A 22,474-nucleotide genomic window follows, 5' to 3' on the forward strand; every position below is an offset into this window, starting at 1 on the left:
ATATGACATCTATTCAACCCAACCAAAATTTCATATAGATTAGCTTTAGTTTGAATTAGCTAATACATAAATTCATTTCAAAGCTTGTTAATTCTGTTCTGAGCGGACTGAAATTTTTTCAGACCAGGTTATTCCACCGTCCGTTGTCTCATAGACGGCAGGTCTGTTCTCGCTTGTGACAACAAGCCAGCCGATCTTCGTTGTCGGGAACGAGATACGCGAACTATAACCTTCCGTTTTCAGATCAACGTTTTTCCACGTGGAACCTGCATCAAAGGATCGTCCGATTCCAACCTTGTCCGTTGCCGGTGATCCAGCAGAGAGATATGCAGTCTGGTTACCAACCAGTGCCATATTGCCTGGATGTCCACCAGGATTAGCCGGGCCGCTTCCTTTGCCTTCTTGATTGGAACCAGGTGCTGGCCCTGCGCCTGCTGTCGATTGAGCGAAAACCTGTCTCCAGTTCTCTCCTTGATCACCACTCGCATAGAGTGAGTAGGATTGCTGGGACATGCCCGCATCTCCATATAGGATAGCCCATACCTGAGATCCATGCGCATACAGGTCTGCTCCATTCCATGTATCTGATTTCACCCGAAGAGCTGTACTCCAACTCTTACCTCCATCACTTGTCTTCTCAAGCTTATAGCCTGTTCCCGGTACAACTACAACAGCATATCCCTGCTTATCTGTAGTAAAACTAGTGGCTCTGGTGTTGGCTGGCGTATTCATTTTACTCCACGTTACACCGCCATTGGACGTTCGATATGAACCGTTATAGCTGTATCCGTAGCCGTTATTTTTATCACTGAAATCAATCCGCTTAAATTGCGGAACACCCGGCGTGTCAAGCCTCTTCCAGTGTGAACCCCCATCGTCAGTACGGATGAGATACGTTAGTGAGGGGCCCTTCACGCCTGCCAGGGCATACCCTGTAACGTTATTGGGGAAGTTTAATTGTTCAAACTGCCACTGCCCCGTGTATATGGATTGCCAAGTACAGCCTGCATTCGAAGTTCCAATCAAGAAACCTTTACCTGCCGCCCGTCCTGTAGTTTGATTCAGAAAATCAATATCCGTAAATTGCAACTGCTGCCCTTCGACACCACTGCCTTTTTTCAATTCTGGTGTCAGTCCATGACCTCCTGTGCCGCATGTTGCGGTTGAAGGCGCTGCACTCGCATTAGGTAATGTATGCGCCTGTCCAATTCCCCATAATAGTGTGAGCGCTAAAGTTATCACGCTTGCTCGTTTCCATGTCTTGGTGTTCTTAGTTGTCTTGATTCTCATTGGTAACACCTCCTTCTATCGTTTTACCCCAAATCGCACAATATAACGTAACAAATCGGGTGAAAGCAGATGACAATTTTGCAAGAAAAAAACCACCTTTACCCATGACGGTGTCCATCTGGTTAAAAGTGGTGCATTCATTTTTATTCAAAAAGTAAAACTCTCATTATTAATTTACCATCTATGATGAAAATGGATGGTCCAAAATCTTAAATCAATTAACAAATCATAGAGCAACAGGAACATATGTGCTATAATTAGAGGTATGGACTTATCATTGAGTGTGGATGTTTTCTGATCACGGCGCTGCTTTCCGAGAGAGGGTGACGTCGATGGTCAAACTTGTGGCGTGGCTTGATGTAATCCGGTGGATTGCTGCGATCCTCAGTATTGTGCTGAGCGGACGAAAGCTGTATCGTTGGTTACGCAAAAAGCTTCGGAACAAGCGAAAACCCACCTCATAAGGTTAGCCGCCTACGGTGGGTTTTGCTTGAATAGCACTATTTAATTCTTGCACGCCGTGGCAATCCACAGCCTTTCGGGTCCTAAGAGTCATTACCGTTGGCGCGGTAATGGCTCTTTATTTAGTATATGGTCGAACCCGCACACCCTATACTTCACGACTGTAATATATCGATTAATATATTACTAAACTCTTATGTGTCCAGTATAACATAGGCCGAAACAGAAGTTAAGTTCACTTACTTCACGAACCCAAGCAACATTTCACGAATCAACTTGGCAGCTACGATCTGTGTCTGTTGTGTCGGATCATAGATTGGGGCTACTTCAACCAAGTCACAGCCCACGACATTCACATCCGATCCAGCGATCATGTGAACTGCTTCAAGCAGTTCTTTGGATGTAATTCCGCCAGCTTCTGCTGTTCCAGTTCCTGGTGCAGCAGAAGGATCAAGCACGTCGATGTCGATCGTCACATAGACTGGACGGTTGCCCATTTTCGGCAAAGCTTCCTTCATTGGAGCCGCTACTTCAAACGGGTAGAAGTTAATATTCTCACGGCCATACTGGAACTCCTCACGGGAGCCAGAACGGATACCGAATTGATATATATTTTGACCGCCCATCAATTCAGCAGCTTTACGTACAGGTGTGGAGTGAGACAGGGGCTCGCCTTCATAGTGTTCACGAAGGTCTGCGTGTGCATCAATATGGATCAGAATGAGATCCGGGTATTTCTTGTACATCTGTTGGATGACAGGCCATGTCACCAAATGCTCGCCGCCCAGGCCAATCGGGAACTTGTCATCTGCCAGCAGGCTGCCAATGTACTCATGGATAACCTCAAGACTGCGTCCTGCGTTACCGAATGGCAACAACAAATCTCCCGCATCAAAATAGGTCATGTCCACGATACTTTTATCGAGATACGGGCTGTACTCTTCGAGTCCAACCGAAGCCTGACGGATATGAGCCGGGCCGAAACGGGAACCGGGACGGAAGCTGACAGTATAGTCCATCGGCATACCATAGATGACCGCTTTGGAGTTTTCATAATCCTCAGAACTGCAAATAAATACGTTTCCTGAATAAGCTTGATCCAGTTTCATTCTTCATTTCCCCTTTATTTCGTTAAATCTTCCACGAATTTTGGAAGTACAAATGCCGCTTTGTGCAGACGCGGAGAATAATACTTCGTATCCATCTCCGGGATTTGAGTCTCGTCCACCGCAAGTGGGTTATGCGTTTTGCTACCCATAGTAAATGTCCATAGACCACTTGGGTAGGTTGGAATATTACAGCCGTACACATGTACGATCGGGAAGATTTCTTTGACGTCTTTGTTCACCTTCTGGATCAGGTCTGCCTTGAACCAAGGGTTGTCCGTCTGGGCGACGAAGATTCCGTCTTCTTTGAGCGCTTCATAGATCCCCTGGTAGAAACCGCGCTCAAAGAGCGGAGCGGCTGGGCCTACAGGTTCTGTAGAGTCTACGATAATGACGTCGTACTCATTTTTATGTTCAATAATATGCATGTAACCATCGTTAACGAGCACTTCAACGTTCGGCTCATCCAACTTGCCAGCGATTTCAGGTAGATACGTTTTGGAATATTCGATCACTTTACTGTCAATTTCGACGAGAACCGCTTTTTCTACAGACGCATGTTTGATGACTTCACGGATCACACCACCATCACCACCGCCAACCACCAGTACTTTTTTCGGATTAGGGTGAGTGTTCAAGGCCGGATGTGCAGCCATCTCATGATAGACAAACTCGTCCTTAACCGTCGTCATCACCATGCCGTCCAATACTAGCATGTTACCGAACTCTTCAGTTTCAACCATTGCGAGGTCTTGAAAATCCGTTTGTTCTGTGACGTAAGTCTGTTTAATCTTTGCGGTAATGCCGAACACAGGGGTCTGCTTCTCTGTAAACCACAATTCCATGATCGTTACCTTCTTTCTATAAAAGTAATGAGTGATCACTTTAAATACATAATCACTGGTCTGTTCGCCCAAACACACTGTAGTATGTTGTGCCGAACCCTACCTTTTCATTACCCTTTTGCATTATACGCGATAGATGATTCAACTGTAAAACGGTTTTCAGGCCGAAATTGACTTATAATTTATGCACTTCACAGACGAATTGAATATCCCGGTTATTCCCGTCCCATACTGGAAAGAAAAGAGAGGAGCCCGTTCCATGAACAAGCCGAATGTCAAGACCCGCAAACGCGGGTTCCGTGTACTCCAATTTATCAAATATGTATCCATATTGATGGCGCTTGGCCTGATTGCCTCAGCTGCTATTCTGGTATATCTATACGCAACCAGCCTGCCGCTGGCTGACTCGGATCGCAACTCCAGATTACTCGACAGTCAGGGTGAGGTCATCGCCACCTTCTCTGCTGGCGGCAAAGATTCGATTCCCGTTCAACTTCAGGATATTGCTCCTGATTTGGTGAATGCTACGCTAGCCGTAGAGGATCGTAAATTCAGGCAGCATTTCGGATTCGACATTCAAGGCATGGGAAGAGCAGTCCTTGTCAACATCCAGCATATGCGAATGTCTCAGGGAGCCAGTACGTTAACACAGCAGCTTGCGCGTAACCTCTACCTATCCCATGAGAAAACCTGGACACGCAAAGCCAAGGAAGCAATGTACACCGCTCAGCTTGAGATGAAATATAGCAAAGATGAAATTTTGCAGATGTACCTGAATGAAATCTATTACGGGCACGGTGCTTATGGCATTGAAGCGGCTGCCCAGATGTATTTCGGCAAATCTGCAAAGAAACTTGATCTGGCCGAGAGCGCTATGCTTGCGGGTATTCCGAAGGGGCCGACTTATTATTCCCCCTACAATCATATGAAGAATGCCAAGGATCGACAGAAGATCGTGCTGAAAGCCATGATCGAAACGGGTAAGATTACACAAAAACAAGCGGACTCCGCCTACGAAGAAATGTTGAAATTTAAACCGGAGAGCGAGCGCAAAACGGTAGAGAACGCGCCTTATTTCCGTGACTATATCCGAAATCTCGCCGTGAAGGAGCTCGGCATCAGTGAAGCGATGCTGGATCACGGCGGGCTGAACATCTACACAACACTGGATTTACGTGTGCAGAAGGCTGCGGAAATGGCGGTTGCCAAAGGAATGGATGCGAAAAGCGAGCTGGAAACGGCACTCGTGTCCATTGACCCGCGCACCGGTTACATTAAAGCTATGGTTGGTGGCAAAAACTATCGTACCAATCAGATCAACCATGTGCTGACGACAACACGCCAGCCGGGATCAGCCTTTAAGCCGATTATGTATCTCGCTGCCCTCGAATCGAAGCAACTTACCAGTGCATCCATTTTCAACAGTCAGCCTACCCTGTTCCATTATGACAATGATCGCAAAACCTACAAACCGGGCAACTTCGGCGATAAATATCTGGGCGAGATTGATCTTCGCCAAGCCATTGCTGCGTCCGATAATATCTATGCCGTGAACACCATCATGAAGGTTGGCCCTGAGAAGGTCGTAAGCATGGCTCAGAATCTGGGTATCACAAGCAAGCTGAGCCCTGTGCCATCACTGGCACTGGGTACTTCACCTGTCAGCCCACTCGAGATGGCCTCCGCCTTCTCCGTTATTGCTGCCGGAGGACAACGGACACCACCCGTAGCTATTTTACAAGTGACGGATGCGGCAGGACGGGTGTTGTACGAATCTCCGCAGACCAAAGCAGAAACAGTGGTTGAACCGGCAGCCGCCTACGTATTGACACGTCTGATGGAGAGTGTCTTTGAGAACGGAGGCACAGGCAATCGGGTATCCGCCACCATCAAACGTCCGGTAGCTGGCAAAACAGGAACAACAAATACGGATGCCTGGTTGGTTGGGTTTACCCCAGAGCTGTCAACCGCTGTATGGGTGGGCTATGATCAGGGCAAAGCGATCTCGACATCTGATGGCCGCCGCGCAGCCCCGATCTTTGCTCAGTTTACGGAACAAGCCCTTGCAAGTGTACCACCCAAAATCTTCTCCGTACCCGATCAGGTTGTGAGTGTATACATTAATCCGGAGACCGGGAAACTTGCAGGCAATGGCTGTGAGGAGAAGCGGCTGGAAGTGTTTATTCAAGGAACAGAACCTACAGAGGTCTGCCTTGGCGATGCGGAGAAAATGGATGCTTCACAGGATGAAAAAGAACGTGCGGCAGAAAATCAAAAAGGAATCCAAGAGCAGAAGCATTCCTGGTGGAGTGATTTTAAACGCTGGTGGGTAGAATGACGCATATCCGTAATGACTGGATTGCGTCACGAAGATTGCCGGTTTAACAGACTGCATTCTTTCATGGAGTCTTCATAAATATGCAGATGACTGTATGGAGCCTTCGCTACATCTTCATCACAGAAATAAAGCAAGAAGCCCCGAAACCGGATATTCCGGTTCGAGGCTTCTTGCTTTTGTTTTTTTATCCTCAGGCAAGTGCCTCTTTCAATTCATCCGGGGAAGCATTCCACCATTCTTCATTATGAGAGATCAGAAGAGTCTTCAGTGCCGCTTTGTCTTCCGGTCCCAGCTCATCCAGCATAAATCGGCGTTTCATCGCATAATCCATCCGGTTAACGTGATCTGCGAGCAGCTTCCACCCCCGTTTGGCTTCCGTGTCAATCCACATCTCACATGCCGTTGCCCCGCCATACAACTGCCCTTGCTCTGTACGATCCACAGCAACCCATACCAGCCATACCTGACGTCCATTCGGAACGTCTTCTCGATTCGTTGAAAATTTAATGCCTCGTTCCACTTTACTCTTCGCGTGCATGGCACCAACGTCGATTTTGGCTTCGCCCTGATCAATGATGACCGGTGAAAGGTTGTTCAGGTCAATGGAACCTGCACCGAAACCTTTATGTTTGCTTTTAGCACTCACGATATTCAAGGCAATCTGTTTCTTGCCGTTTTGCTCATTTTGGTCCATGTTCATAGCCTCCAAGAGTTGATATAAATATTTTAACTAATAATCGGCCCATTGCAAACATATACATGCTGTAGATGCTTGTCAACGGGAGGTATTTAACGATGATTCCACGACGCGCCAAGAGCTGGCTCATAATATCCCTGGCCCTATGCCTGTTTGCCGGAGGGGTATGGATCACACTCGGTTACAATCGCTCCATTTCATCTGAGTTACCCGTACTCGCTCCAGAATCGGGCAAACCTCCAGCCAAAACAGGAGCCCCTGCTCCCCCGGAAAGTGTACAATCTCCTACAGCCGAGGTCTACAGCAAACGTGTGGTTGAATACCACATGGATGTGAAGCTGAACGAGGGGAACAAACTGCAAGGCACACAGACCATAACATGGACTCATCCGGGCAAAAAAACGGTGAACGAACTTTATTTTCATATGTACCCTAATGCATTCTCCTCTGCGGATACCACATTTATGAAAGAATCGGGCGGTAAGCTTCGCGGCGATGTCATGCCCACAGATGGTTATGGCTCCATGAAATTTACTGACATGCAGACGGAGGATGGGCTCTCTCTGCTACACCGGATGCAGTATGTACAGCCGGATGACGGGAACATCAAAGACAAAACGCTGATCAAGGTTCGTCTGCCCAAACCCGTCAAGGGTGGTGAAAGCATCACCATCCGCACAACGTTTGAAGTCAGTTTGCCTAAAATTTTCGCAAGGATGGGCAAAACGGATGATTTTGTCATGGCAGGCCAGTGGTTCCCTAAACTCAGTGCTTACGAGCCTGTTGGAAGACGGGGCCGTACCATAGAAGGCTGGAACCTGCATCAGTATCACGGAAACTCCGAGTTCTATGCTGACTTCGGTATCTACAGTGTGCGTATTCGAGTGCCCGAAACATACAAGGTGGCAGCAACTGGATTCCCAACGCAGCAGGCGGCCTTGAAGAACGGTGAGAAGGTATATCAATTTTATGCCGATGATGTGCATGATTTCGCTTGGGCAGCATCACCTGATTTTGTGTATGCGGAGGAACCCTTTTCTGCCCCCAACGTACCCGGCGTACGCATCAAACTCTACCTTGATCCCGCACATCAAGATTTGAAGGAACGTTATCTCTTTGCTGCCAAAGCCGCATTAACGAACTACAGCAAGTGGTTTGGTCCTTATCCTTATGCCACCTTATCTATCGTTGTCCCGCCAAAAGCTGCAAATGGCGCTGGCGGTATGGAGTACCCGACACTCATTACGGCTTTTGGAGCCGATGATACAACGCCCGGTTACGATCTGGAGCGCACCATTGTACATGAAATTGGACATCAATACTTCTACGGTATGGTTGCGAGCAATGAATTTGAGGAGGCCTGGCTGGATGAAGGGTTCACCTCTTACGCAGAAGATAAGCTGATGGAGCAAGAATACGGATTGATTCCGAACCTGCCGGTACAATCAGGTCTGATCACATCTCCAGCTCCTCTGACACAGCCCTCGTGGAAGTTTGATTCGCAGAATCAATATGCTTCCAACGTATACACGAGGGGCAAACTGGTGCTGCTCGGCATTGAACAGCAAGTCGGAGCAAAGACCATGGAACGAATCCTTTCGACGTATGTAAAAAAATATCGTTTTAAACATCCCGCAACCGGTGATTTTCAAAAGGTGGTTGAACAAGTCACCCGCACCTCCTGGGCGGATTACTTTGACCAGTACGTCTACCGCAATGGCATGGCCGATTTTGCTGTGGAGAAGATCAACGTTTCTACTATAGAGAAGGACGGCAAAAAAATGTACGAGTCCTCTGTCACCATTGCCAAAAAAGGGAGTGACTTCCCCAAGGTCCCTGTTCGGATTGCGTTTGAGGACGGCCATACCGTAACCAAACACTGGGATGGCCGCGAGGAGCGCATCACCTACAAGCTCACGTATACATCTCCTGTCACCTGGGCCATGACCGACCCTTTGTATGACATCGTGCTCGAAAATCGCCATATGAACAATTTCCTGAGAACCGGACTGGACGAGCAAGTCAAATCCCGCTGGAACATGAGTGCTACGAAACTAATTGAAGCCGTATTCGGAGGTCTGTCATGGTGAGGTGGAGACAGTGAAAGCAAAAATTCGTGAAGGTTGGTTTCTCGTCCGTCAGCATATGTTTATTGCGGCACTCTTGTTTATCTATCAATTAATTTGGGGTTACTTCATCTATCGATTGGTTCAATCCGCCGTCGTTCCTCTATTGCTACGTTATCCAACGGATGATGTCGGCGAGCTAAGCACACTTTTATTCAAAATGGAAAGCCAGCTCAGCCTGTCTGGTCCGGAGGTCCAGCGCTATCTGTGGATTCTGGGTGGCATGTTATTGCTTCGCCTGCTGATCAGTCCACTTATTCAGGCTGGGTTGCTCTACTCCCTGCAACATTATCATTCTACAGAAGAACGCATTCCTTTTGTTCGGGGCATCAAAAAGTTATGGAAACCGATGCTGCTGCTGCACACCATACGCACCGTTCTCATGTTCTTGCCTGCGTACTGGCTCCTACCCAAATTGTATTCTACAATAATGGACAGCTTCCATTCTCTCCATTTATTACTTCCCGGTCTTCCGTATGCAGTAGGCTGGGTTATCTATGGCTGGGTTGTACACCATGCAGTGCTCTACATGCAGTTTGGCATTTCTGACCCGGAAGCAGAAGGGCGAATCCACGGAACGCTCAAGGGACTATGGATTGCTGTACGCCGCATCTTCGCTGTCATCGGCATTACGGTGGTGTTGGGAGTTGTTCATTTGTTTGTCTTTGGTGCATTCACTTCTGCCTCATGGTTCCTGACAGGACTATCCGGACTGATCCTGCAGCAATCGTACCCGCTTGCCCGAAGCGTACTTAGTATGTGGAAAGTATGTAGTCATTTCCGTTTATGGCAGTCCACATCCACCCGAAATGAAAATCATATACGTTGAACTAAGATGTTACACACAAGCTGAGATCGCTTTCAAAAATAAAAAAATGTTACCATCTCATGTGAAACATTTCATTCGTTATTGCGTATAAATACGCAAACCTCGACCTTTCCCCGTCAAAGGTCGAGGTTTTTTTTGCTAATTTTACTGCTAAACGTTGCCAAAGCACTAAGCCTCTGGTACAATAAGCGCAGTGAGTTTTTAGTAACAACTTTGTAATCTTTAAATTCTTATTTGTAACAACTTAAAATTAAATCCTTAAAATTAAATTTTCTTTTCATTTTTCAGGTGCATAACTAGCATAGCCAAATTCCTGGCACCTGGGAAGCGGGGGAACCAGTTATGGGTGAATTGATCTTGAAACAGAGGGATCATAGGGGACCTTCAACCGAATCCTTAAGCTAACCTCGCAGGCGTTGGAAGGGGTATATCACTTGTTTAAGAAGAAACTGACCGCAGCAGTACTTAGTATCACATTTGCATTATCACTTGGAGCAGGCAGCGCATTTGCAGATTCTAAGATGGATAAAGTTATCGATTCAGCAATGGGAACTACATACAAAAGCGGAGGAACAACGCTTGACGGTTTTGACTGCTCCGGATTCACACGGTATGTATTCGACAAATTAGGTATTGATTTGGCTCGTCAATCTAGCTCCCAATACGACATGGGGGATTCCGTATCTCGCATGGAGATGAGACCTGGAGATCTGGTGTTCTTCAACACAACCGGTAAAGGTGTATCACACGTAGGCATTTTTGTAGGAAGTGGCAAGTTTGCACATTCTTCTTCTTCCAAAGGTGTAACGATCAGCTCTTTGAGTGAGAACTACTGGGCTAACCGCTACGTTGGCGCTAAACGGATCATGAGCACGGACGATTATGAGTCACTGGCCCTTGAATAGGTACAAGCTGTAATCAACATGATGTTGGAACCATGTAACTATACTGTAACGAAATACGAAGTATAAACAGAACCGCCCGGTACATTCTCCGCAGGAATGTATCCGGCGGTTTTTTTAATGCATTCTGAATCTGTGTGGTTCCTCATGCTGTAAGTCATGGTGTATATGTGAACCAACAGATTCGTCTTCTTTCGTTTGTCCGTGCCCTTATCATGTTTTTACCCAGACCGTTATAATATAAACGGAATGATCCAGACTTTTGTTTCAATTTTTTTCTGACCATTGGCAGACTTGCCAAATGAACAGCTCTTTTGTAGAGTGAACAAAGAACGGGTAACGGAGAAAGGAGCATGCACTGTTATATGAAGAATGAAGCCCCTTTGACGTTTCATGTGGTGCCTATGCAGGAGGATCAAGCTGAACTCATATGTAGCTGGCAATATGATCCGCCATACAATATCTACAGCTGGCTGCCTTGGGAACAAATGAAAGCACTAGAAGTCGAGTTTGGCGATGCGCAGCTCAGACAAGAACAATATGCCATTATCCTGGATCAACATGAACAGGTTTATGGATTCGCACAATATTTTCCGCTCCAGCATGTCACACGTATTGGTCTAGGGATGCACCCTGATCTCTGTGGTCAAGGTCACGGCAAAGCATTCGTTACTGCGATCGTACAAGAGGCCATCCGCCGGAATCCATCCAATGAGATTGATCTTGAAGTTTTGACTTGGAATAACCGCGCCATTCAGGTATATCTAAAGAGCGGATTCGTCATTCAGGATACATATGAGCGTCAAACCCCAAGTGGTTTAAAGCCCTTCCATTGCATGGTGTATGAAGGCCCAAGATAGTAAACCCCCGATTAATCGGCTTCAATTTGTCTCTCTTTTGTGATTAGTTTAAAAAATTACCACAAAATGCTATGATGTAGCGACAGCTTCCGTTATAATGATAGGGATAGTTTGAGTTAGATGATCTTTCATTCTGGAGGGGACATAAGGGATGCACAAATGGATCATGAGCGGGGTATTTTTTGCAGCATGTGCTTTAGCTATTGTTTTAATGTTTACGCTTCCAGGCAAAGAAGAAGTGGCTCAGGAAGCCAAACCAACCATGCCTGAAGTAGCTATGGACGCTGGACAGGCTGAGACACTAGTGAAAGCCAATTGTATCTCCTGTCACGGTGATCAGCTTCAAGGTGGCGTAGGCCCAGCTCTTGCAAACATTGGCAGTAAGGACGATGTGGAGAAAATCTATTCCACCATTGTCAAAGGTAAAGGCGGCATGCCTTCATTCAAAGGCAGACTGCAAGACGAGGAAATCGCCCACATTGCAATGTGGCTTGCAGAGAAGAAATAAGCATTTCTGCGCGTAAGGTATCCAATGTATCAAAGAGGCTCTTGTCCTCCCGTTGGGGAGACAAAAGCCTCTTTTGGTATGCATTACAAACATCATCCTGCAGACGACGTTGCAGCAGATTATTACGTTCTCATTTTCTCAAAAGCTTCGTTGTACTGCTCAGCTTCTTTGATGTCTACCGATGTAATGCCGCCTTCATCCCAAGACGTAAGACGCAATGTAACCGTTGTATAATCAATAGTAATAAAAGGGTGATGATTGAATGCTTCCGAAATCGCAGCGACTTCATCTACAAAAGCAATCCCTTTCATATAGTTAGAAAACACAAATTTGCGGACAATCCACCGTCCCTCTTCCAGTTCCCAGCCTTCCAGCCTTCCCAGATGAGCTTCGACTTCCTCTTGCGTAAAAACCATGCGTTATCTTCCTCCCCATATGATGAGACATCGCGGACTTACATCCACATGACCATCGGCACCTTTGCATGCTGCCCATACAGCCTTAAAGGCAGGCCACCGCCCAGCGGCGCCTTTTTCATGAGTATCATCTTACCACGTCAAAGCACCAAAATCCATAGAACAGACGGCTCAGTGCCTTGAAGCGCAAGGTTTTATCGTCGCTACATTTTTTTTAAATTAGAGGTACAAAGGTTAGCTCTTCTTCTCCGATCAAAATATGAATCCGGTGTTGGTCTTTATCATGGATCACCACACCGCTTCCAACCGGAATGACGGATTCCTCTCCAAGCGCGTAGAACAAATCCTCAGCCAGCGCTTCGTCCACCTCCAGCTGTTCCGGCTCCCCTAGTCTCCCCCACTCTTCTGCATCCATTTCAAAGAAAACATAGCGATCCGGGATGCGTCCAATAGCCACCGTTAAATCTGTCAATATTCCTTCATAATCACGTCCATGCTTTACGCCCATTGACTTTTCACTCCCACTCACCTTGTAAAAGGCGGATTTGATCTTATTATACCTGAAAATAACCCTTAAAAAAAAAGCCCATCTGGTCGATAAATACTATACATGACCGTTTCATTCGTTTTCAGCAACCATGGAGGTTGCCAAACATGCAACGGATTGCGGCACAATGTTCGTCCGGAAGCCCGAATTCTGCCGCTTGAAAGGATTCAATTTTATCTCATGGATGAGGTGTATGATGGAAATTTCAACGATTATCGGACTAGTTTTAGGTTTAGTCTCCCTTGTACTTGGTATGTTTCTGAAGGGTGCTCCGCTGGTCAACCTCGTTAATAACCCGGCAGCATACGTTATTATCTTCGTTGGTACGGCAGGAACCATCTTTATGGCGTTTCCTATGTCTGAAGTTAAGAAGATTCCGAAGTTATTCGGTATCCTTTTCAAAAAGCAACAACTGATTGACCGCGTTTCTCTGATTGGCACATTTATGGACTGGGCTTCCACTACCCGTCGTGAAGGTTTGCTCGCTCTGGAATCAAAAGTAGAAGAGATCGATGATCAGTTCCTTCGCAGCGGCATGCGGATGATTATTGACGGTAACGATCAGGAATTCGTCAGTGATGTACTGATGGAAGATATTCATGCAACCGAAGAACGACATCGCGGCGGCGCACTGATCTTCGCTCAAGCGGGGATGTATGCACCAACACTCGGGGTTCTCGGGGCCGTTGTAGGTCTGATTGCGGCACTCGCCGACCTTAGTGACATGGAGAAGCTCTCTCATGCGATTGCAGCGGCATTTATTGCAACCCTTCTTGGTATCTTCAGTGGTTACGTGTTGTGGCACCCGATGTCCAACAAGCTGAAGCGGATGTCCAAAAAAGAGATGGAGATCAAGTTGATGATGGTTGAAGGACTCTTGTCGATTCAATCTGGCGTATCTACTATTGCCATCAACCAAAAGTTATCCGTATTCCTGACACCTTCCGAACGTAAACAACTGGAAGAGAAGGAGGGATCATCAGGTGAAAAAGGGTAAAAAACACGAACCGCACGAAGAGCATATCGATGAGAGTTGGTTGCTTCCCTATTCCGACTTAATGACCTTGTTGCTCGCCTTGTTTATCACCCTGTTCTCTATGAGTTCACTGGATGCAGCCAAATTCGAGCAAATGGCCTCCGCACTAAGCAGTGCACTCAACGGAGGGTCCGGCGTTCTGGATCACTCTTCAATGAATCCAACAGACTCCAGCACAGATCTAGGCAAAAACAAGGATATACCGAAGGAAATCACAAAGAAAACTCCTGCGCAGATTACAGATGCCCAGATGGCCCAAAAAGAACAGGAAGATCTAGAGAAGCTCAAGAAGCGACTCGACAAGTATATTGCTCATAATGGACTATCAGACCAGCTAAACACGAAGCTTAACCAGTCTGAGCTCAAGATCACCATCAGTGATAAAGCGCTGTTCTCCTCTGGGCGAGCAGACGTGAAGCCTGAATCACGTTCACTGGCCAAGGCGATCTCCAGCATGCTGCAAGAGTTCCCTGAGTACGAAGTTGTCGTATCCGGTCATACAGATAATGTTCCCATTTCCAATAACCAATATAAGGATAACTGGGATTTGAGTGCAGATCGTGCTCTGAACTTTCTGAAAATCCTGTTGCTGAATCCTCAGCTTGATCCTTCCAAGTTCACACCTAGCGGATACGGGGAGTATCATCCAATCGCCAGCAATGATACAAACATCGGAAGAGCACAGAATCGGCGTGTAGAAGTGTCGATTATCCGGAAGTATCAAAGTAACAATACGAATGTAAAATCCGTGAGTGGCGGCAACTAGCAGTCCTCAGCACGGAATGAGTGTAAGACCGTTCTCCATGAAACTGAAGGAGAGCGGTTTTTCTCTTTTTTGAGACGCGGGCATACGGGTATCCTTCTGTATTTAAACTAAAAAAGCATTGCCTCCTCTTACAAGGAAACAATGCTTTTCATTCACGCCAACGCTAAGGCAAGCCTTTGCCCCATTCATACTCAGCATCCCTTATTCCAGCGAATAGTCCAGTAAACTGCCCAGTTCTGCTTTTTCAGCAGATGTAAGCTCCCGCCATGTTCCTGTTGCTTGCTCTCCAAGATGAATGTTCATGATACGAATCCGTTTCAGCTTGCGAACCTCATATCCGAATGCACTGCACATCCGCCGGATCTGACGGTTCTTGCCTTCCGTCAGAATAATACGGAACACACGGTCTGTCATTCTAGTTACGGTGCAAGGCAACGTCATTTCCCCTAGAATTTTAACCCCCGTACTCATTCCCTTAAGGAAGCTCGGTGTGATGGTGCGATCCACCGTCACAATATATTCCTTTTCATGACGATTTTCTGCTCTCAAAATCCGATTCACGATATCCCCATCATTCGTCATCAGAATCAAACCTTCCGAATCCTTGTCTAGACGTCCGATCGGGAAGATTCGTTCATGATGATTTACAAAATCAACGATATTTCCCTGAATATGTTGCTCTGTTGTACTTGTGATTCCCACGGGTTTGTTCAGCGCGATGTACACATGCTTTTTCTTCTCGCTAATCGGCTTCCCGTTAATTCGAACATCATCGCCTTCTTCTGCTTGACTGCCGAGTTCCGCCTTGATGCCATTAATGGTCACCTGACCACTTTCAATCAATTTGTCGGCTGCTCGGCGGGAGCAATAACCTGTCTCACTAATAAACTTATTAATACGCAAAAGGTCATCTCACCTCATCTAGTTCTCTTCATCTGGTTGTTGTTCTTCCGCTGATGGATCTGCCTCCTGTAACTGTGTCTGCACTTCAGAAGCCGGCAGTTCAATAATGACAGTGGTTCCCCTATTCATAACACTCTTAATATCCATCATGCCCTTATGGGATTGAATAATGCGCTGACTTACCATGAGGCCGAGTCCTGTGCCGGATTCTTTATTCGTGAAGAACGGCTCCCCAAGCTTTGGCATCATTTCTTCTGGAATGCCGATGCCTTCATCCTTAATTTCAATTCTAACCCGGTTGGCCTGCTCATTAACCTTCAGCTTGATATGGATGCTTCCTCCATTCGGCATAGCTTCCATACCGTTTTTGAGGACATTGATGAATACTTGCTTTAACTGATTCTCTTCACAGTGTACCATAGCTGAATCTGATGATGCATGCAGGACAAACTCAACCCCGTGCAGATGAGCCTGACTATCCAGCAGTGAAATAACATCTCCAAGAATGAAACGAATATCTCGTTCTTGAAAATGAACCGCTTGCGGCTTGGCCAAGATCAGAAACTCTCCAACAATTAAGTTGATTCGGTCTAACTCGGATAACATCAGATCGAGATGACGATGGTTTAGCTTGTTGCTTTCCTGTTGCAACTGCAAGAAACCACGCAGTGTCGTCAGTGGATTACGGATCTCATGGGCTACTCCGGCGGCCAGCTGTCCAACTGTCGTCAGTTTCTCCGACCGTCTAAGTAGCTCTTCCATTCGATTACGGCTTGTAATATCTCTTGAGACACTGATGAGCGCTGTAATCTCACCAGCTTCGTCGCGTACAGGTGCTGTACTCACACTGACTTCAACACGGGTTCCGTCTTTTTTCATCCAGATCGTTTCGTTAGATGTAATCGACATGCCTTCAATAAGCTGTGCATGCTGTTGCTTCATTTCCTCTTCCGCCTCAGGAGGAATAATCTTCAGCAAGCGTCCTTGCACCTCACGGCTGCGGAAACCATATAATTGCTCAAATGCACGGTTAACCCGTAGCACTTTTCCTTCAAGGTCTGTTATATGAATTGCATCTGCTGTTTGATTAATGATAGACTCCAGATGCTCCTTCACTGCCCGGTTCTCTTCATACATCTGTTTCAGACGACTTGTATAGTGACCGAGATTGCGAATCATCGCATTAATTCGGTTGGCAAGCTGTCCCAGCTCATCCTTGCGCTTAATCTTCAGACGGAAATCAAAATGCCCATCCGCCACATCATTCACCTTACCCAAGATTGATTGGATGGGACGTGTAATGTAACCAGCAAGCAAGTAACTGCCAAAGATCACAATCTCCAGCAAAACCAGAGATATCGAAGCATGGCTGACCAATTGTTCAGATACCATCGAGGATATTTGTTTGTAATCCATGACAATACTGATCACATAGGAAGATTCATTCGGTGTGAAAATTGGAATAAAACTTTTCAAAACCTTCTGATCATGTGTTTCGCTCACAAAGGACACATTCTGCCCTGTGCGAACAGCTCGTACCACAGCACGATGGTCTTCATCTACCGAGCCATACTGATATGTACCAAAACGGATCGGTCTGTTGTTCAGTTTGCTAAAGTTGATATCTCTTCCATCATCGCTCATATCCGGGCTCGCAAACGTCAATGGATTAATACCTGTAATCTCCAAAATGGAGGGATTGACTTCACGGATTTTAGTTAAGATTTCATCCGGGCTAGAGATCTTCACATAGTCATCTACTTCAGTATTATTATAGAAGGGGTTGATTATGTAATTTCTCTTTCCATCATGGTAATAACCCCAGATATCAATATCTGTAGGACTGGAGGTCGAATACTCGAAACCATCTGACCAGAAATGATCCAGCTTCTGCCCTTCGGGAATTGTTACCTGATGCTTCTCAAATAACTGCTTAAACGCCTGATACCAGTACGTCATTGATTTCGTGGAGAGCCCAATCTCCCTTGGATCAGAGGACCGGTTAACCACGATGTCATCATCTGTCTGTTCCAGGAGTGAGATATGAGATACACCTACTTTTTTACTCAAACGAACCAGTTCTTCATTGGTAATGTTCTTGATGTCTGGATCTAATTCTTCTGCTGCCATAATAGAAGCAAGCCACAGATTGTTTCCGATCTGTCTTTTTACATAATCTGCACTGTACTGATTCTGTTCGACAGAAATTGCGATTTGCTTCGCTGTGAGTACCATCTTGTTCTCACTATCCTGCCTCAGATTCTCTTCTGTAGTATAATAACTCAGTGCGATATTTAATACCAAAATAACAAGCACCGAGCACGACATAATCATGGATAATTTCGTTTTAATAGACAAATTTGTTCTTCACCTCTCGGCTTATGCCCTCTGGCGATATATGGCAAAACCTATACCCATCATAACGCTTGTATGACTATTTGAAAAGGATAATCGCCCTTTGCCCGAAAGTTACCACTCTGGCTAAATAGATCGAATATTGTTGTTTGTTCACTTTTACATGAAATGTATCACTTAATTTGTCCACAAATCCACAGGGTTGTGGATAGTATGTTCATAACTATGTGATTAACTAATAGTTATCCACATTTCTGTACACAACGTGTTAACAACCCGAATGTCTGTTCGCTGAATAAACGTTAATGAAGGGAGTTTTACACCTATGAATGATGATTTTCACCAGCCTGATTTTACGGCATTGACTGAGGAAGAACTGCATGAATATTGGATGAGGCAGGCTATTGCAGAAGCCCACAAAGCAGAGGCACTTGGTGAGGTACCCATCGGAGCCGTAATTGTACGTAACAATGAGATTATCGGTCGTGGGTATAATCTGCGGGAAACCACGCTCGATTCTACTGCCCATGCGGAGATGGTAGCCATTCGTGAGGCAAGTGCGGTTATTGGAGCTTGGCGCTTACTTGACTGTTCACTGTACGTTACTCTTGAGCCTTGTCCAATGTGTGCCGGTGCGATTGTGCAATCCAGAGTTCCACGCGTGATCTTCGGTACCGCTGATCCCAAAGCAGGCTGTGCAGGGACACTAATGAATTTACTCCAAGAACCACGCTTCAACCATAGAACCGAGGTTATCCCTGATGTTCTCCGGCCGGAGTGTTCTTCCATGCTGACGCAATTTTTTAGACGTTTACGTAAAAAATAATAAAAAAAAGTATAAGAAAGGATGTTTACTACAATGGCACTCACACTATATGATACAGCTCATGGCATAAGTCTTCGTTTAATCACCACCCAAGATGCACAAACCTATCTTGAACTGATTGAACTTACCCGCATCCCTTACCAAGCGGTTGAACCGGTTCGCGAAAATGATTTTTACACACTTGAAGCTCAAACCCGGAGGATTGAGGATCGCATGCGAGCCGCTGACGAGGGTACCGGTTACCAGTTTGGCATCTTCGCGATTAAGGATGACCTTCTCATCGGGCAGGTTAGTCTGAACAATGTCGTACTCGGCGTTGCTAACTATGCAGATATGGGTTACTTCATCCATCCGGACTATCAAGGCGGTGGCCGAATGACTGCAGCGGTGAAGCTGGCTGTAGCCTACGGGTTTCGTGCTCTGAAGTTAAATCGGGTGCAGGCCGCTGTACTGCCATCAAACCAAGGTTCTAAGCGGGTACTGGAGAAAAACGGATTCCAGCCTGAAGGGATCGCTCGTAAATATTTGAAAATTAATGGAATCTACCAGGATCATCAAATCTACGCTGTGCTTGCCGAAGATTTGCACGATGAATCGCAGCGCTAAGCCCATTTGCCTTGCCTCAGTTATTGTTCTAAATAATAAACACCACACCATTCCTTATGAACCTCAGTAGTACGGTATTTATACAAATAAAACCCGCCTGGATACTAGCAGGAAAAGAGCATTCTCTGCTTGAGTATCAGGCGGGTTTTATTCATAGATCAGGTTTAGATCTTAATATCCGTAAGAGGAGTTCATCAGTTGCTCAAACTCTTCCATTGTAATTACATCGTCACCCGTCGGGATGTTGATTTTGAATTCAGGCTTTTCGTTAATCTTAGTGTATGTGTTCGAACCAGTGAAGGCCAATTTCATTTCGTCTTTGGTATCTTCCGGTTTGATCAGCATGTCAGCGACCATTTTTTGATAAACTGGGAAGTCGTTTTTATCCAACGCAAAATCGATGTTGAATGTGTTGATTGTCAGAACGTCTTTCAATTTATCCAGATCTTTAGCCATTTCAGCTTGATCTGTTTCAGAGATTTTCAAATCTTCTTTGGCTTTGTCGATATCTGCTTGGCTCAGTTGCAACATATCTCTGTACTCTTCTTTGGAGACAATATCCATCACTTTAGGAAGCGCTTTGGTTACCAGTACAGTAACAGCTTCTTTCACATTGTCATTGTTTACAGTGAACTGTACGACCTGCTTCGCATCTACACCTTCAGGCAACTTTGCATCTTTGGTATCGAGGTTTTTGAAGAACTTGGCTTCATCATACTCACCCAGTACCGCATCCATGATTTCGTTGCTCAGCTTTTGTGTTTTGGCAGCGTCCAGTGCATCAGGGTTAAATTCAGTACCCTCTTGCTCCGCCAATTTTTTCAAGTCAAATTCAATAAATTTGTTCACCATATTTTCCGGAATCGGGAAGAATGGGATGTTTGGAACTTTTACATACAATTTCTCTTTCGTCATCACCATAGGAATGTTAAAAGTCATCCCCATATCGCCTTTAAGCTCGATGCCAACGGTCATCTCTGTCTGCATTGGCTCGCTTTGGTATACACCTGTGACATTCAGTTGTGCGTCTTTCAGCATGCTCATAAACTGGGTCATGCTTGGATCTGTCTGCGATGCATCACCAGGTTTATAGCTCAACTCATTAATCGTAAAGTTGGAACTCATTTCGTACGAAGTTAATTTAGAAGCATTTGCTGCAGCTGTCTTCAATGCCTCTTTTGGTTCTTGCTTGCTACTACATGCTGTTAAAGCCAAAGATACGGTTAACAACAACGTAAGAAGAAGCGCCCCCATGCGTTTAGTCATTTGTTTCTCTCCTCTCGTGATAACCCCAAAAAAATAATTCAATACCAATGATATACCATCTCGACCGATACTGAAACCTAATTTGGGAAAATTGTGATTTTTCCTCTTTAAAATGGCTAGAAAGACCTATGTCAGGTACGGGATGATCTGACTGCTAGTCTTTCCATATGTATGAATACGCAAAAGCCCCCTGTTAGGTAACAAGGGACTTTTGAAATGAAGTGATTTTTTTATGTTTCATACTTATTTTATGCACGATAACATTACATTACAGGTTACCCCTCCGGATTTAGATGATCCACATGGTTCTGATTCTTCACTTTTTTAGAGCCAGACAATGGTTCCTGCATGGAAGAACGCTTGGATGAATGACGTTGCTGATGGTTATCCTGAGCTTCGGGTACAGGAATTGCTTTTGGTTTACTCATATAAGTGCCTCCTCATCATAAGTTAGGAATGAGATGGATCTCTATCTTCCGTTTTGTCATGATTTAATGCATCCTGATGGCGGCGATCATTGGAATCTTGCTGTAGTTGCTGCGCATGATGGCTGTTAACTACAGTCTGTTCGAGATCTTCAACAACATTTTGCAGGTTTTTATCCACGTCTGATTTGGCTTTAGTCATTCCATTCGACCCCTTTTGGTTCGTGTTAAGATTTCGTTATCGATTGCAGTGACTGAGCACACTCGTGAATGTGCCGAGTGTAATCATGCGCAAGTTCCTGAATCGGCTCTGTACGCTCATCCGTTGCCCGTCCATCTCGTTCCACGTCAACTAGCTCTACACTGACCTCACGGGAATCAACATAGTGGCATTTAAAATCAAAAGAGTACATTTCGTGGCCTGCTGTTGCAATGTGTATTCGAATCGCCTGATGATCTGCTTCGTCTGCCATAACCTGTGCCTGGTCACCCACATTCAAGACTTGAGGCAAACGCTCCTGCCAAGCACCTACAAGTTCGTTCTGATCAATGTTTAGTTCGCGGTTCATCTTTACCACCTCCACTTCTATAACGTGCGGAGAAGACGTTGTTTTTATGCATGAATAACTCTACCCATATCCCATAAATTTCATTGAAAAATGATTACAAATTTAATTGTGCATGGTACAATCATTTCATTATTGTAGAGTTAGGGGGGAATCATCTATTGAGAGTTGCCACAGGTATCATCTTCGCATTTTGGCTTGTATTCATATTCTTTAAGTTTTTGACAACACAACCTTTAGATTATGATGGAGAGACTAGACGTATTTTAAGCGGAGGACTAATCTTCGTTCAGTTCATTGCATGGGCTTTTATTTTCACGCTACCATTCACAACCTTTTCAATTCTAGTCATAGTAGAAGTGATAGCTTTGTTATTAGCAATAACATATGAACCGGGCTATTCGGTCCTTGCGGTCGTTAACCTAATCTTCCTTATTATGAGTTTTGCTGCACATAAAGAGTTGCAGAAGAAAATAGCAGTGTCTAAAAAGCAAGCCAAAACTACATAGGTTTCGTTAAAAGGCATACCTTTCTAGGTATGCCTTTTATTATCTTTATAACATGCCCCTACGAGTCCTCCCGTTAGATTTATCTCTAACGGTCACGAACACAAAAAAAACGCACCAGACCGCTGTTCAACAGTCTAGTGCGTTTCAATCATAAGCGCCGTAAAGCCTTATACGGCGTGTCATTTGAAAGTTATGGCGGAGAGGGTGGGATTCGAACCCACGTGGGCTTGCACCCTAACGGTTTTCAAGACCGCCCCGTTATGACCGCTTCGGTACCTCTCCAAAAAATA

General features: G+C 45.5%; 24 protein-coding genes, 1 tRNA gene and 1 riboswitch. Of the genes, 12 read left to right on the top strand and 13 right to left on the bottom strand.

What is annotated here, in order from left to right:
* Nucleotides 1-87 precede the first annotated feature (87 nt).
* Nucleotides 88-1,290 carry a WD40/YVTN/BNR-like repeat-containing protein gene (locus tag EC604_RS27315; protein ID WP_123067152.1) on the bottom strand — a complete coding sequence of 401 codons (1,203 nt, stop codon included), beginning with the start codon at nt 1,288-1,290 and terminating at the stop codon, nt 88-90.
* A 332-nt stretch (nt 1,291-1,622) separates the two neighbouring features.
* Between EC604_RS27315 and EC604_RS30880 the strand changes: the two genes are divergently transcribed.
* Nucleotides 1,623-1,754: a hypothetical protein gene (locus EC604_RS30880; RefSeq protein ID WP_275670057.1), complete on the top strand. Its 132-nt coding sequence runs from the start codon at nt 1,623-1,625 to the stop codon at nt 1,752-1,754.
* A gap of 237 nt (nt 1,755-1,991) precedes the next feature.
* On the opposite strand, the gene speB is transcribed toward EC604_RS30880, so the two are convergent.
* Nucleotides 1,992-2,861, bottom strand: a complete 870-nt coding sequence (speB, locus tag EC604_RS27320; RefSeq protein ID WP_123067153.1) for an agmatinase — start codon at nt 2,859-2,861, stop codon at nt 1,992-1,994.
* 14 nt (nt 2,862-2,875) lie between these two features.
* Nucleotides 2,876-3,703: a polyamine aminopropyltransferase gene (speE, locus tag EC604_RS27325; protein ID WP_123067154.1), complete on the bottom strand. Its 828-nt coding sequence runs from the start codon at nt 3,701-3,703 to the stop codon at nt 2,876-2,878.
* A gap of 259 nt (nt 3,704-3,962) precedes the next feature.
* Here speE and EC604_RS27330 point away from each other — a divergent pair, with 259 nt between their 5' ends.
* Nucleotides 3,963-6,041, top strand: a complete 2,079-nt coding sequence (locus tag EC604_RS27330; protein WP_123067155.1) for a transglycosylase domain-containing protein — start codon at nt 3,963-3,965, stop codon at nt 6,039-6,041.
* 190 nt (nt 6,042-6,231) lie between these two features.
* Here the strand turns inward: EC604_RS27330 and EC604_RS27335 are convergent, their stop codons facing one another.
* On the bottom strand, nt 6,232-6,735 hold the full coding sequence (locus EC604_RS27335) for a YwhD family protein (RefSeq protein ID WP_123067156.1): 504 nt from the start codon (nt 6,733-6,735) through the stop codon (nt 6,232-6,234).
* A gap of 101 nt (nt 6,736-6,836) precedes the next feature.
* Between EC604_RS27335 and EC604_RS27340 the strand changes: the two genes are divergently transcribed.
* The 5 genes from EC604_RS27340 (at nt 6,837) to EC604_RS27360 (ending at nt 11,963) form a co-directional block, all read left to right on the top strand.
* Nucleotides 6,837-8,828 (top strand): M1 family metallopeptidase, encoded by a 1,992-nt coding sequence (locus tag EC604_RS27340; RefSeq protein ID WP_123067157.1) that lies wholly within the window; start codon nt 6,837-6,839, stop codon nt 8,826-8,828.
* Nucleotides 8,829-8,838: 10 nt separating this feature from the next.
* Nucleotides 8,839-9,693: a hypothetical protein gene (locus EC604_RS27345; protein ID WP_151458127.1), complete on the top strand. Its 855-nt coding sequence runs from the start codon at nt 8,839-8,841 to the stop codon at nt 9,691-9,693.
* A 293-nt stretch (nt 9,694-9,986) separates the two neighbouring features.
* Nucleotides 9,987-10,124: riboswitch (cyclic di-AMP (ydaO/yuaA leader) on the top strand.
* A 3-nt stretch (nt 10,125-10,127) separates the two neighbouring features.
* Nucleotides 10,128-10,598, top strand: a complete 471-nt coding sequence (locus EC604_RS27350; protein WP_123067159.1) for a C40 family peptidase — start codon at nt 10,128-10,130, stop codon at nt 10,596-10,598.
* A 362-nt stretch (nt 10,599-10,960) separates the two neighbouring features.
* Nucleotides 10,961-11,455: a GNAT family N-acetyltransferase gene (locus EC604_RS27355; RefSeq protein ID WP_123067160.1), complete on the top strand. Its 495-nt coding sequence runs from the start codon at nt 10,961-10,963 to the stop codon at nt 11,453-11,455.
* Between the two features lie 151 nt (nt 11,456-11,606).
* The gene (locus tag EC604_RS27360) at nt 11,607-11,963 is read left to right on the top strand and encodes a c-type cytochrome (protein ID WP_110899512.1); all 357 of its coding nucleotides are present in this window, start codon (nt 11,607-11,609) and stop codon (nt 11,961-11,963) included.
* Between the two features lie 122 nt (nt 11,964-12,085).
* Here the strand turns inward: EC604_RS27360 and EC604_RS27365 are convergent, their stop codons facing one another.
* Together EC604_RS27365 and EC604_RS27370 are read right to left on the bottom strand one after the other, a co-directional pair.
* Nucleotides 12,086-12,379 (bottom strand): 4a-hydroxytetrahydrobiopterin dehydratase, encoded by a 294-nt coding sequence (locus EC604_RS27365; RefSeq protein ID WP_123067161.1) that lies wholly within the window; start codon nt 12,377-12,379, stop codon nt 12,086-12,088.
* A gap of 214 nt (nt 12,380-12,593) precedes the next feature.
* Nucleotides 12,594-12,887, bottom strand: a complete 294-nt coding sequence (locus tag EC604_RS27370; RefSeq protein ID WP_090924883.1) for a hypothetical protein — start codon at nt 12,885-12,887, stop codon at nt 12,594-12,596.
* A gap of 235 nt (nt 12,888-13,122) precedes the next feature.
* Here EC604_RS27370 and motA point away from each other — a divergent pair, with 235 nt between their 5' ends.
* Together motA and motB are read left to right on the top strand one after the other, a co-directional pair.
* Nucleotides 13,123-13,923, top strand: coding sequence for a flagellar motor stator protein MotA (gene motA, locus EC604_RS27375; RefSeq protein WP_123067162.1), 801 nt, complete (start codon nt 13,123-13,125; stop codon nt 13,921-13,923).
* The gene (motB, locus tag EC604_RS27380) at nt 13,910-14,728 is read left to right on the top strand and encodes a flagellar motor protein MotB (RefSeq protein ID WP_123067163.1); all 819 of its coding nucleotides are present in this window, start codon (nt 13,910-13,912) and stop codon (nt 14,726-14,728) included. The genes motA and motB overlap by 14 nt, the downstream gene beginning before the upstream one ends.
* 201 nt (nt 14,729-14,929) lie before the next feature.
* Here the strand turns inward: motB and rluF are convergent, their stop codons facing one another.
* Entirely contained in the window at nt 14,930-15,631 is a 702-nt protein-coding gene (gene rluF / locus EC604_RS27385; RefSeq protein ID WP_123067164.1) for a 23S rRNA pseudouridine(2604) synthase RluF, read from the bottom strand.
* An 18-nt stretch (nt 15,632-15,649) separates the two neighbouring features.
* Nucleotides 15,650-17,989 (bottom strand): ATP-binding protein, encoded by a 2,340-nt coding sequence (locus EC604_RS27390; RefSeq protein WP_123067165.1) that lies wholly within the window; start codon nt 17,987-17,989, stop codon nt 15,650-15,652.
* A gap of 322 nt (nt 17,990-18,311) precedes the next feature.
* Between EC604_RS27390 and tadA the strand changes: the two genes are divergently transcribed.
* Together tadA and EC604_RS27400 are read left to right on the top strand one after the other, a co-directional pair.
* Complete coding sequence (gene tadA / locus EC604_RS27395; RefSeq protein ID WP_123067166.1) at nt 18,312-18,812, top strand: tRNA adenosine(34) deaminase TadA; 501 nt, start codon at nt 18,312-18,314, stop codon at nt 18,810-18,812.
* A 33-nt stretch (nt 18,813-18,845) separates the two neighbouring features.
* Nucleotides 18,846-19,418 carry a GNAT family N-acetyltransferase gene (locus tag EC604_RS27400; RefSeq protein ID WP_161557070.1) on the top strand — a complete coding sequence of 191 codons (573 nt, stop codon included), beginning with the start codon at nt 18,846-18,848 and terminating at the stop codon, nt 19,416-19,418.
* 171 nt (nt 19,419-19,589) lie between these two features.
* Here the strand turns inward: EC604_RS27400 and EC604_RS27405 are convergent, their stop codons facing one another.
* From EC604_RS27405 to EC604_RS27415, 4 genes are all read right to left on the bottom strand, one after another.
* Nucleotides 19,590-20,684: a hypothetical protein gene (locus EC604_RS27405; protein WP_123067168.1), complete on the bottom strand. Its 1,095-nt coding sequence runs from the start codon at nt 20,682-20,684 to the stop codon at nt 19,590-19,592.
* A gap of 275 nt (nt 20,685-20,959) precedes the next feature.
* The gene (locus EC604_RS27410; RefSeq protein ID WP_123067169.1) at nt 20,960-21,112 is read right to left on the bottom strand and encodes a small acid-soluble spore protein P; all 153 of its coding nucleotides are present in this window, start codon (nt 21,110-21,112) and stop codon (nt 20,960-20,962) included.
* Between the two features lie 22 nt (nt 21,113-21,134).
* Nucleotides 21,135-21,311, bottom strand: coding sequence for a hypothetical protein (locus EC604_RS30195; RefSeq protein ID WP_192895168.1), 177 nt, complete (start codon nt 21,309-21,311; stop codon nt 21,135-21,137).
* Nucleotides 21,312-21,336: 25 nt separating this feature from the next.
* Nucleotides 21,337-21,678 carry a hypothetical protein gene (locus EC604_RS27415; RefSeq protein ID WP_123067170.1) on the bottom strand — a complete coding sequence of 114 codons (342 nt, stop codon included), beginning with the start codon at nt 21,676-21,678 and terminating at the stop codon, nt 21,337-21,339.
* A gap of 158 nt (nt 21,679-21,836) precedes the next feature.
* On the opposite strand from EC604_RS27415, the gene EC604_RS27420 reads away from it, so the two are divergent.
* Nucleotides 21,837-22,184, top strand: a complete 348-nt coding sequence (locus EC604_RS27420; RefSeq protein WP_123067171.1) for a hypothetical protein — start codon at nt 21,837-21,839, stop codon at nt 22,182-22,184.
* A gap of 193 nt (nt 22,185-22,377) precedes the next feature.
* Here EC604_RS27420 and EC604_RS27425 read toward each other — a convergent pair.
* Nucleotides 22,378-22,466: transfer RNA gene (locus EC604_RS27425), tRNA-Ser, on the bottom strand.
* Nucleotides 22,467-22,474: the final 8 nt, after the last annotated feature.

The sequence above is a fragment of the Paenibacillus amylolyticus genome (assembly GCF_003719335.1).
GTDB classification, from domain to species: domain Bacteria; phylum Bacillota; class Bacilli; order Paenibacillales; family Paenibacillaceae; genus Paenibacillus; species Paenibacillus amylolyticus_D.

What these genes read in the sequence shown, in the direction of transcription:
- EC604_RS27410 (WP_123067169.1), bottom strand. Translation starts at nt 21,112, where the DNA reads ATGAGTAAACCAAAAGCAATTCCTGTACCCGAAGCTCAGGATAACCAT.
- speB (WP_123067153.1), bottom strand. Translation starts at nt 2,861, where the DNA reads ATGAAACTGGATCAAGCTTATTCAGGAAACGTATTTATTTGCAGTTCT.
- EC604_RS27355 (WP_123067160.1), top strand. Translation starts at nt 10,961, where the DNA reads ATGAAGAATGAAGCCCCTTTGACGTTTCATGTGGTGCCTATGCAGGAG.
- EC604_RS27335 (WP_123067156.1), bottom strand. Translation starts at nt 6,735, where the DNA reads ATGGACCAAAATGAGCAAAACGGCAAGAAACAGATTGCCTTGAATATC.
- EC604_RS27360 (WP_110899512.1), top strand. Translation starts at nt 11,607, where the DNA reads ATGCACAAATGGATCATGAGCGGGGTATTTTTTGCAGCATGTGCTTTA.
- speE (WP_123067154.1), bottom strand. Translation starts at nt 3,703, where the DNA reads ATGGAATTGTGGTTTACAGAGAAGCAGACCCCTGTGTTCGGCATTACC.
- EC604_RS30880 (WP_275670057.1), top strand. Translation starts at nt 1,623, where the DNA reads ATGGTCAAACTTGTGGCGTGGCTTGATGTAATCCGGTGGATTGCTGCG.
- EC604_RS27370 (WP_090924883.1), bottom strand. Translation starts at nt 12,887, where the DNA reads ATGGGCGTAAAGCATGGACGTGATTATGAAGGAATATTGACAGATTTA.
- EC604_RS27365 (WP_123067161.1), bottom strand. Translation starts at nt 12,379, where the DNA reads ATGGTTTTTACGCAAGAGGAAGTCGAAGCTCATCTGGGAAGGCTGGAA.
- EC604_RS27340 (WP_123067157.1), top strand. Translation starts at nt 6,837, where the DNA reads ATGATTCCACGACGCGCCAAGAGCTGGCTCATAATATCCCTGGCCCTA.
- EC604_RS27400 (WP_161557070.1), top strand. Translation starts at nt 18,846, where the DNA reads ATGGCACTCACACTATATGATACAGCTCATGGCATAAGTCTTCGTTTA.
- EC604_RS27405 (WP_123067168.1), bottom strand. Translation starts at nt 20,684, where the DNA reads ATGACTAAACGCATGGGGGCGCTTCTTCTTACGTTGTTGTTAACCGTA.
- EC604_RS27415 (WP_123067170.1), bottom strand. Translation starts at nt 21,678, where the DNA reads ATGAACCGCGAACTAAACATTGATCAGAACGAACTTGTAGGTGCTTGG.
- motA (WP_123067162.1), top strand. Translation starts at nt 13,123, where the DNA reads ATGGAAATTTCAACGATTATCGGACTAGTTTTAGGTTTAGTCTCCCTT.
- EC604_RS30195 (WP_192895168.1), bottom strand. Translation starts at nt 21,311, where the DNA reads ATGACTAAAGCCAAATCAGACGTGGATAAAAACCTGCAAAATGTTGTT.
- tadA (WP_123067166.1), top strand. Translation starts at nt 18,312, where the DNA reads ATGAATGATGATTTTCACCAGCCTGATTTTACGGCATTGACTGAGGAA.
- EC604_RS27315 (WP_123067152.1), bottom strand. Translation starts at nt 1,290, where the DNA reads ATGAGAATCAAGACAACTAAGAACACCAAGACATGGAAACGAGCAAGC.
- EC604_RS27330 (WP_123067155.1), top strand. Translation starts at nt 3,963, where the DNA reads ATGAACAAGCCGAATGTCAAGACCCGCAAACGCGGGTTCCGTGTACTC.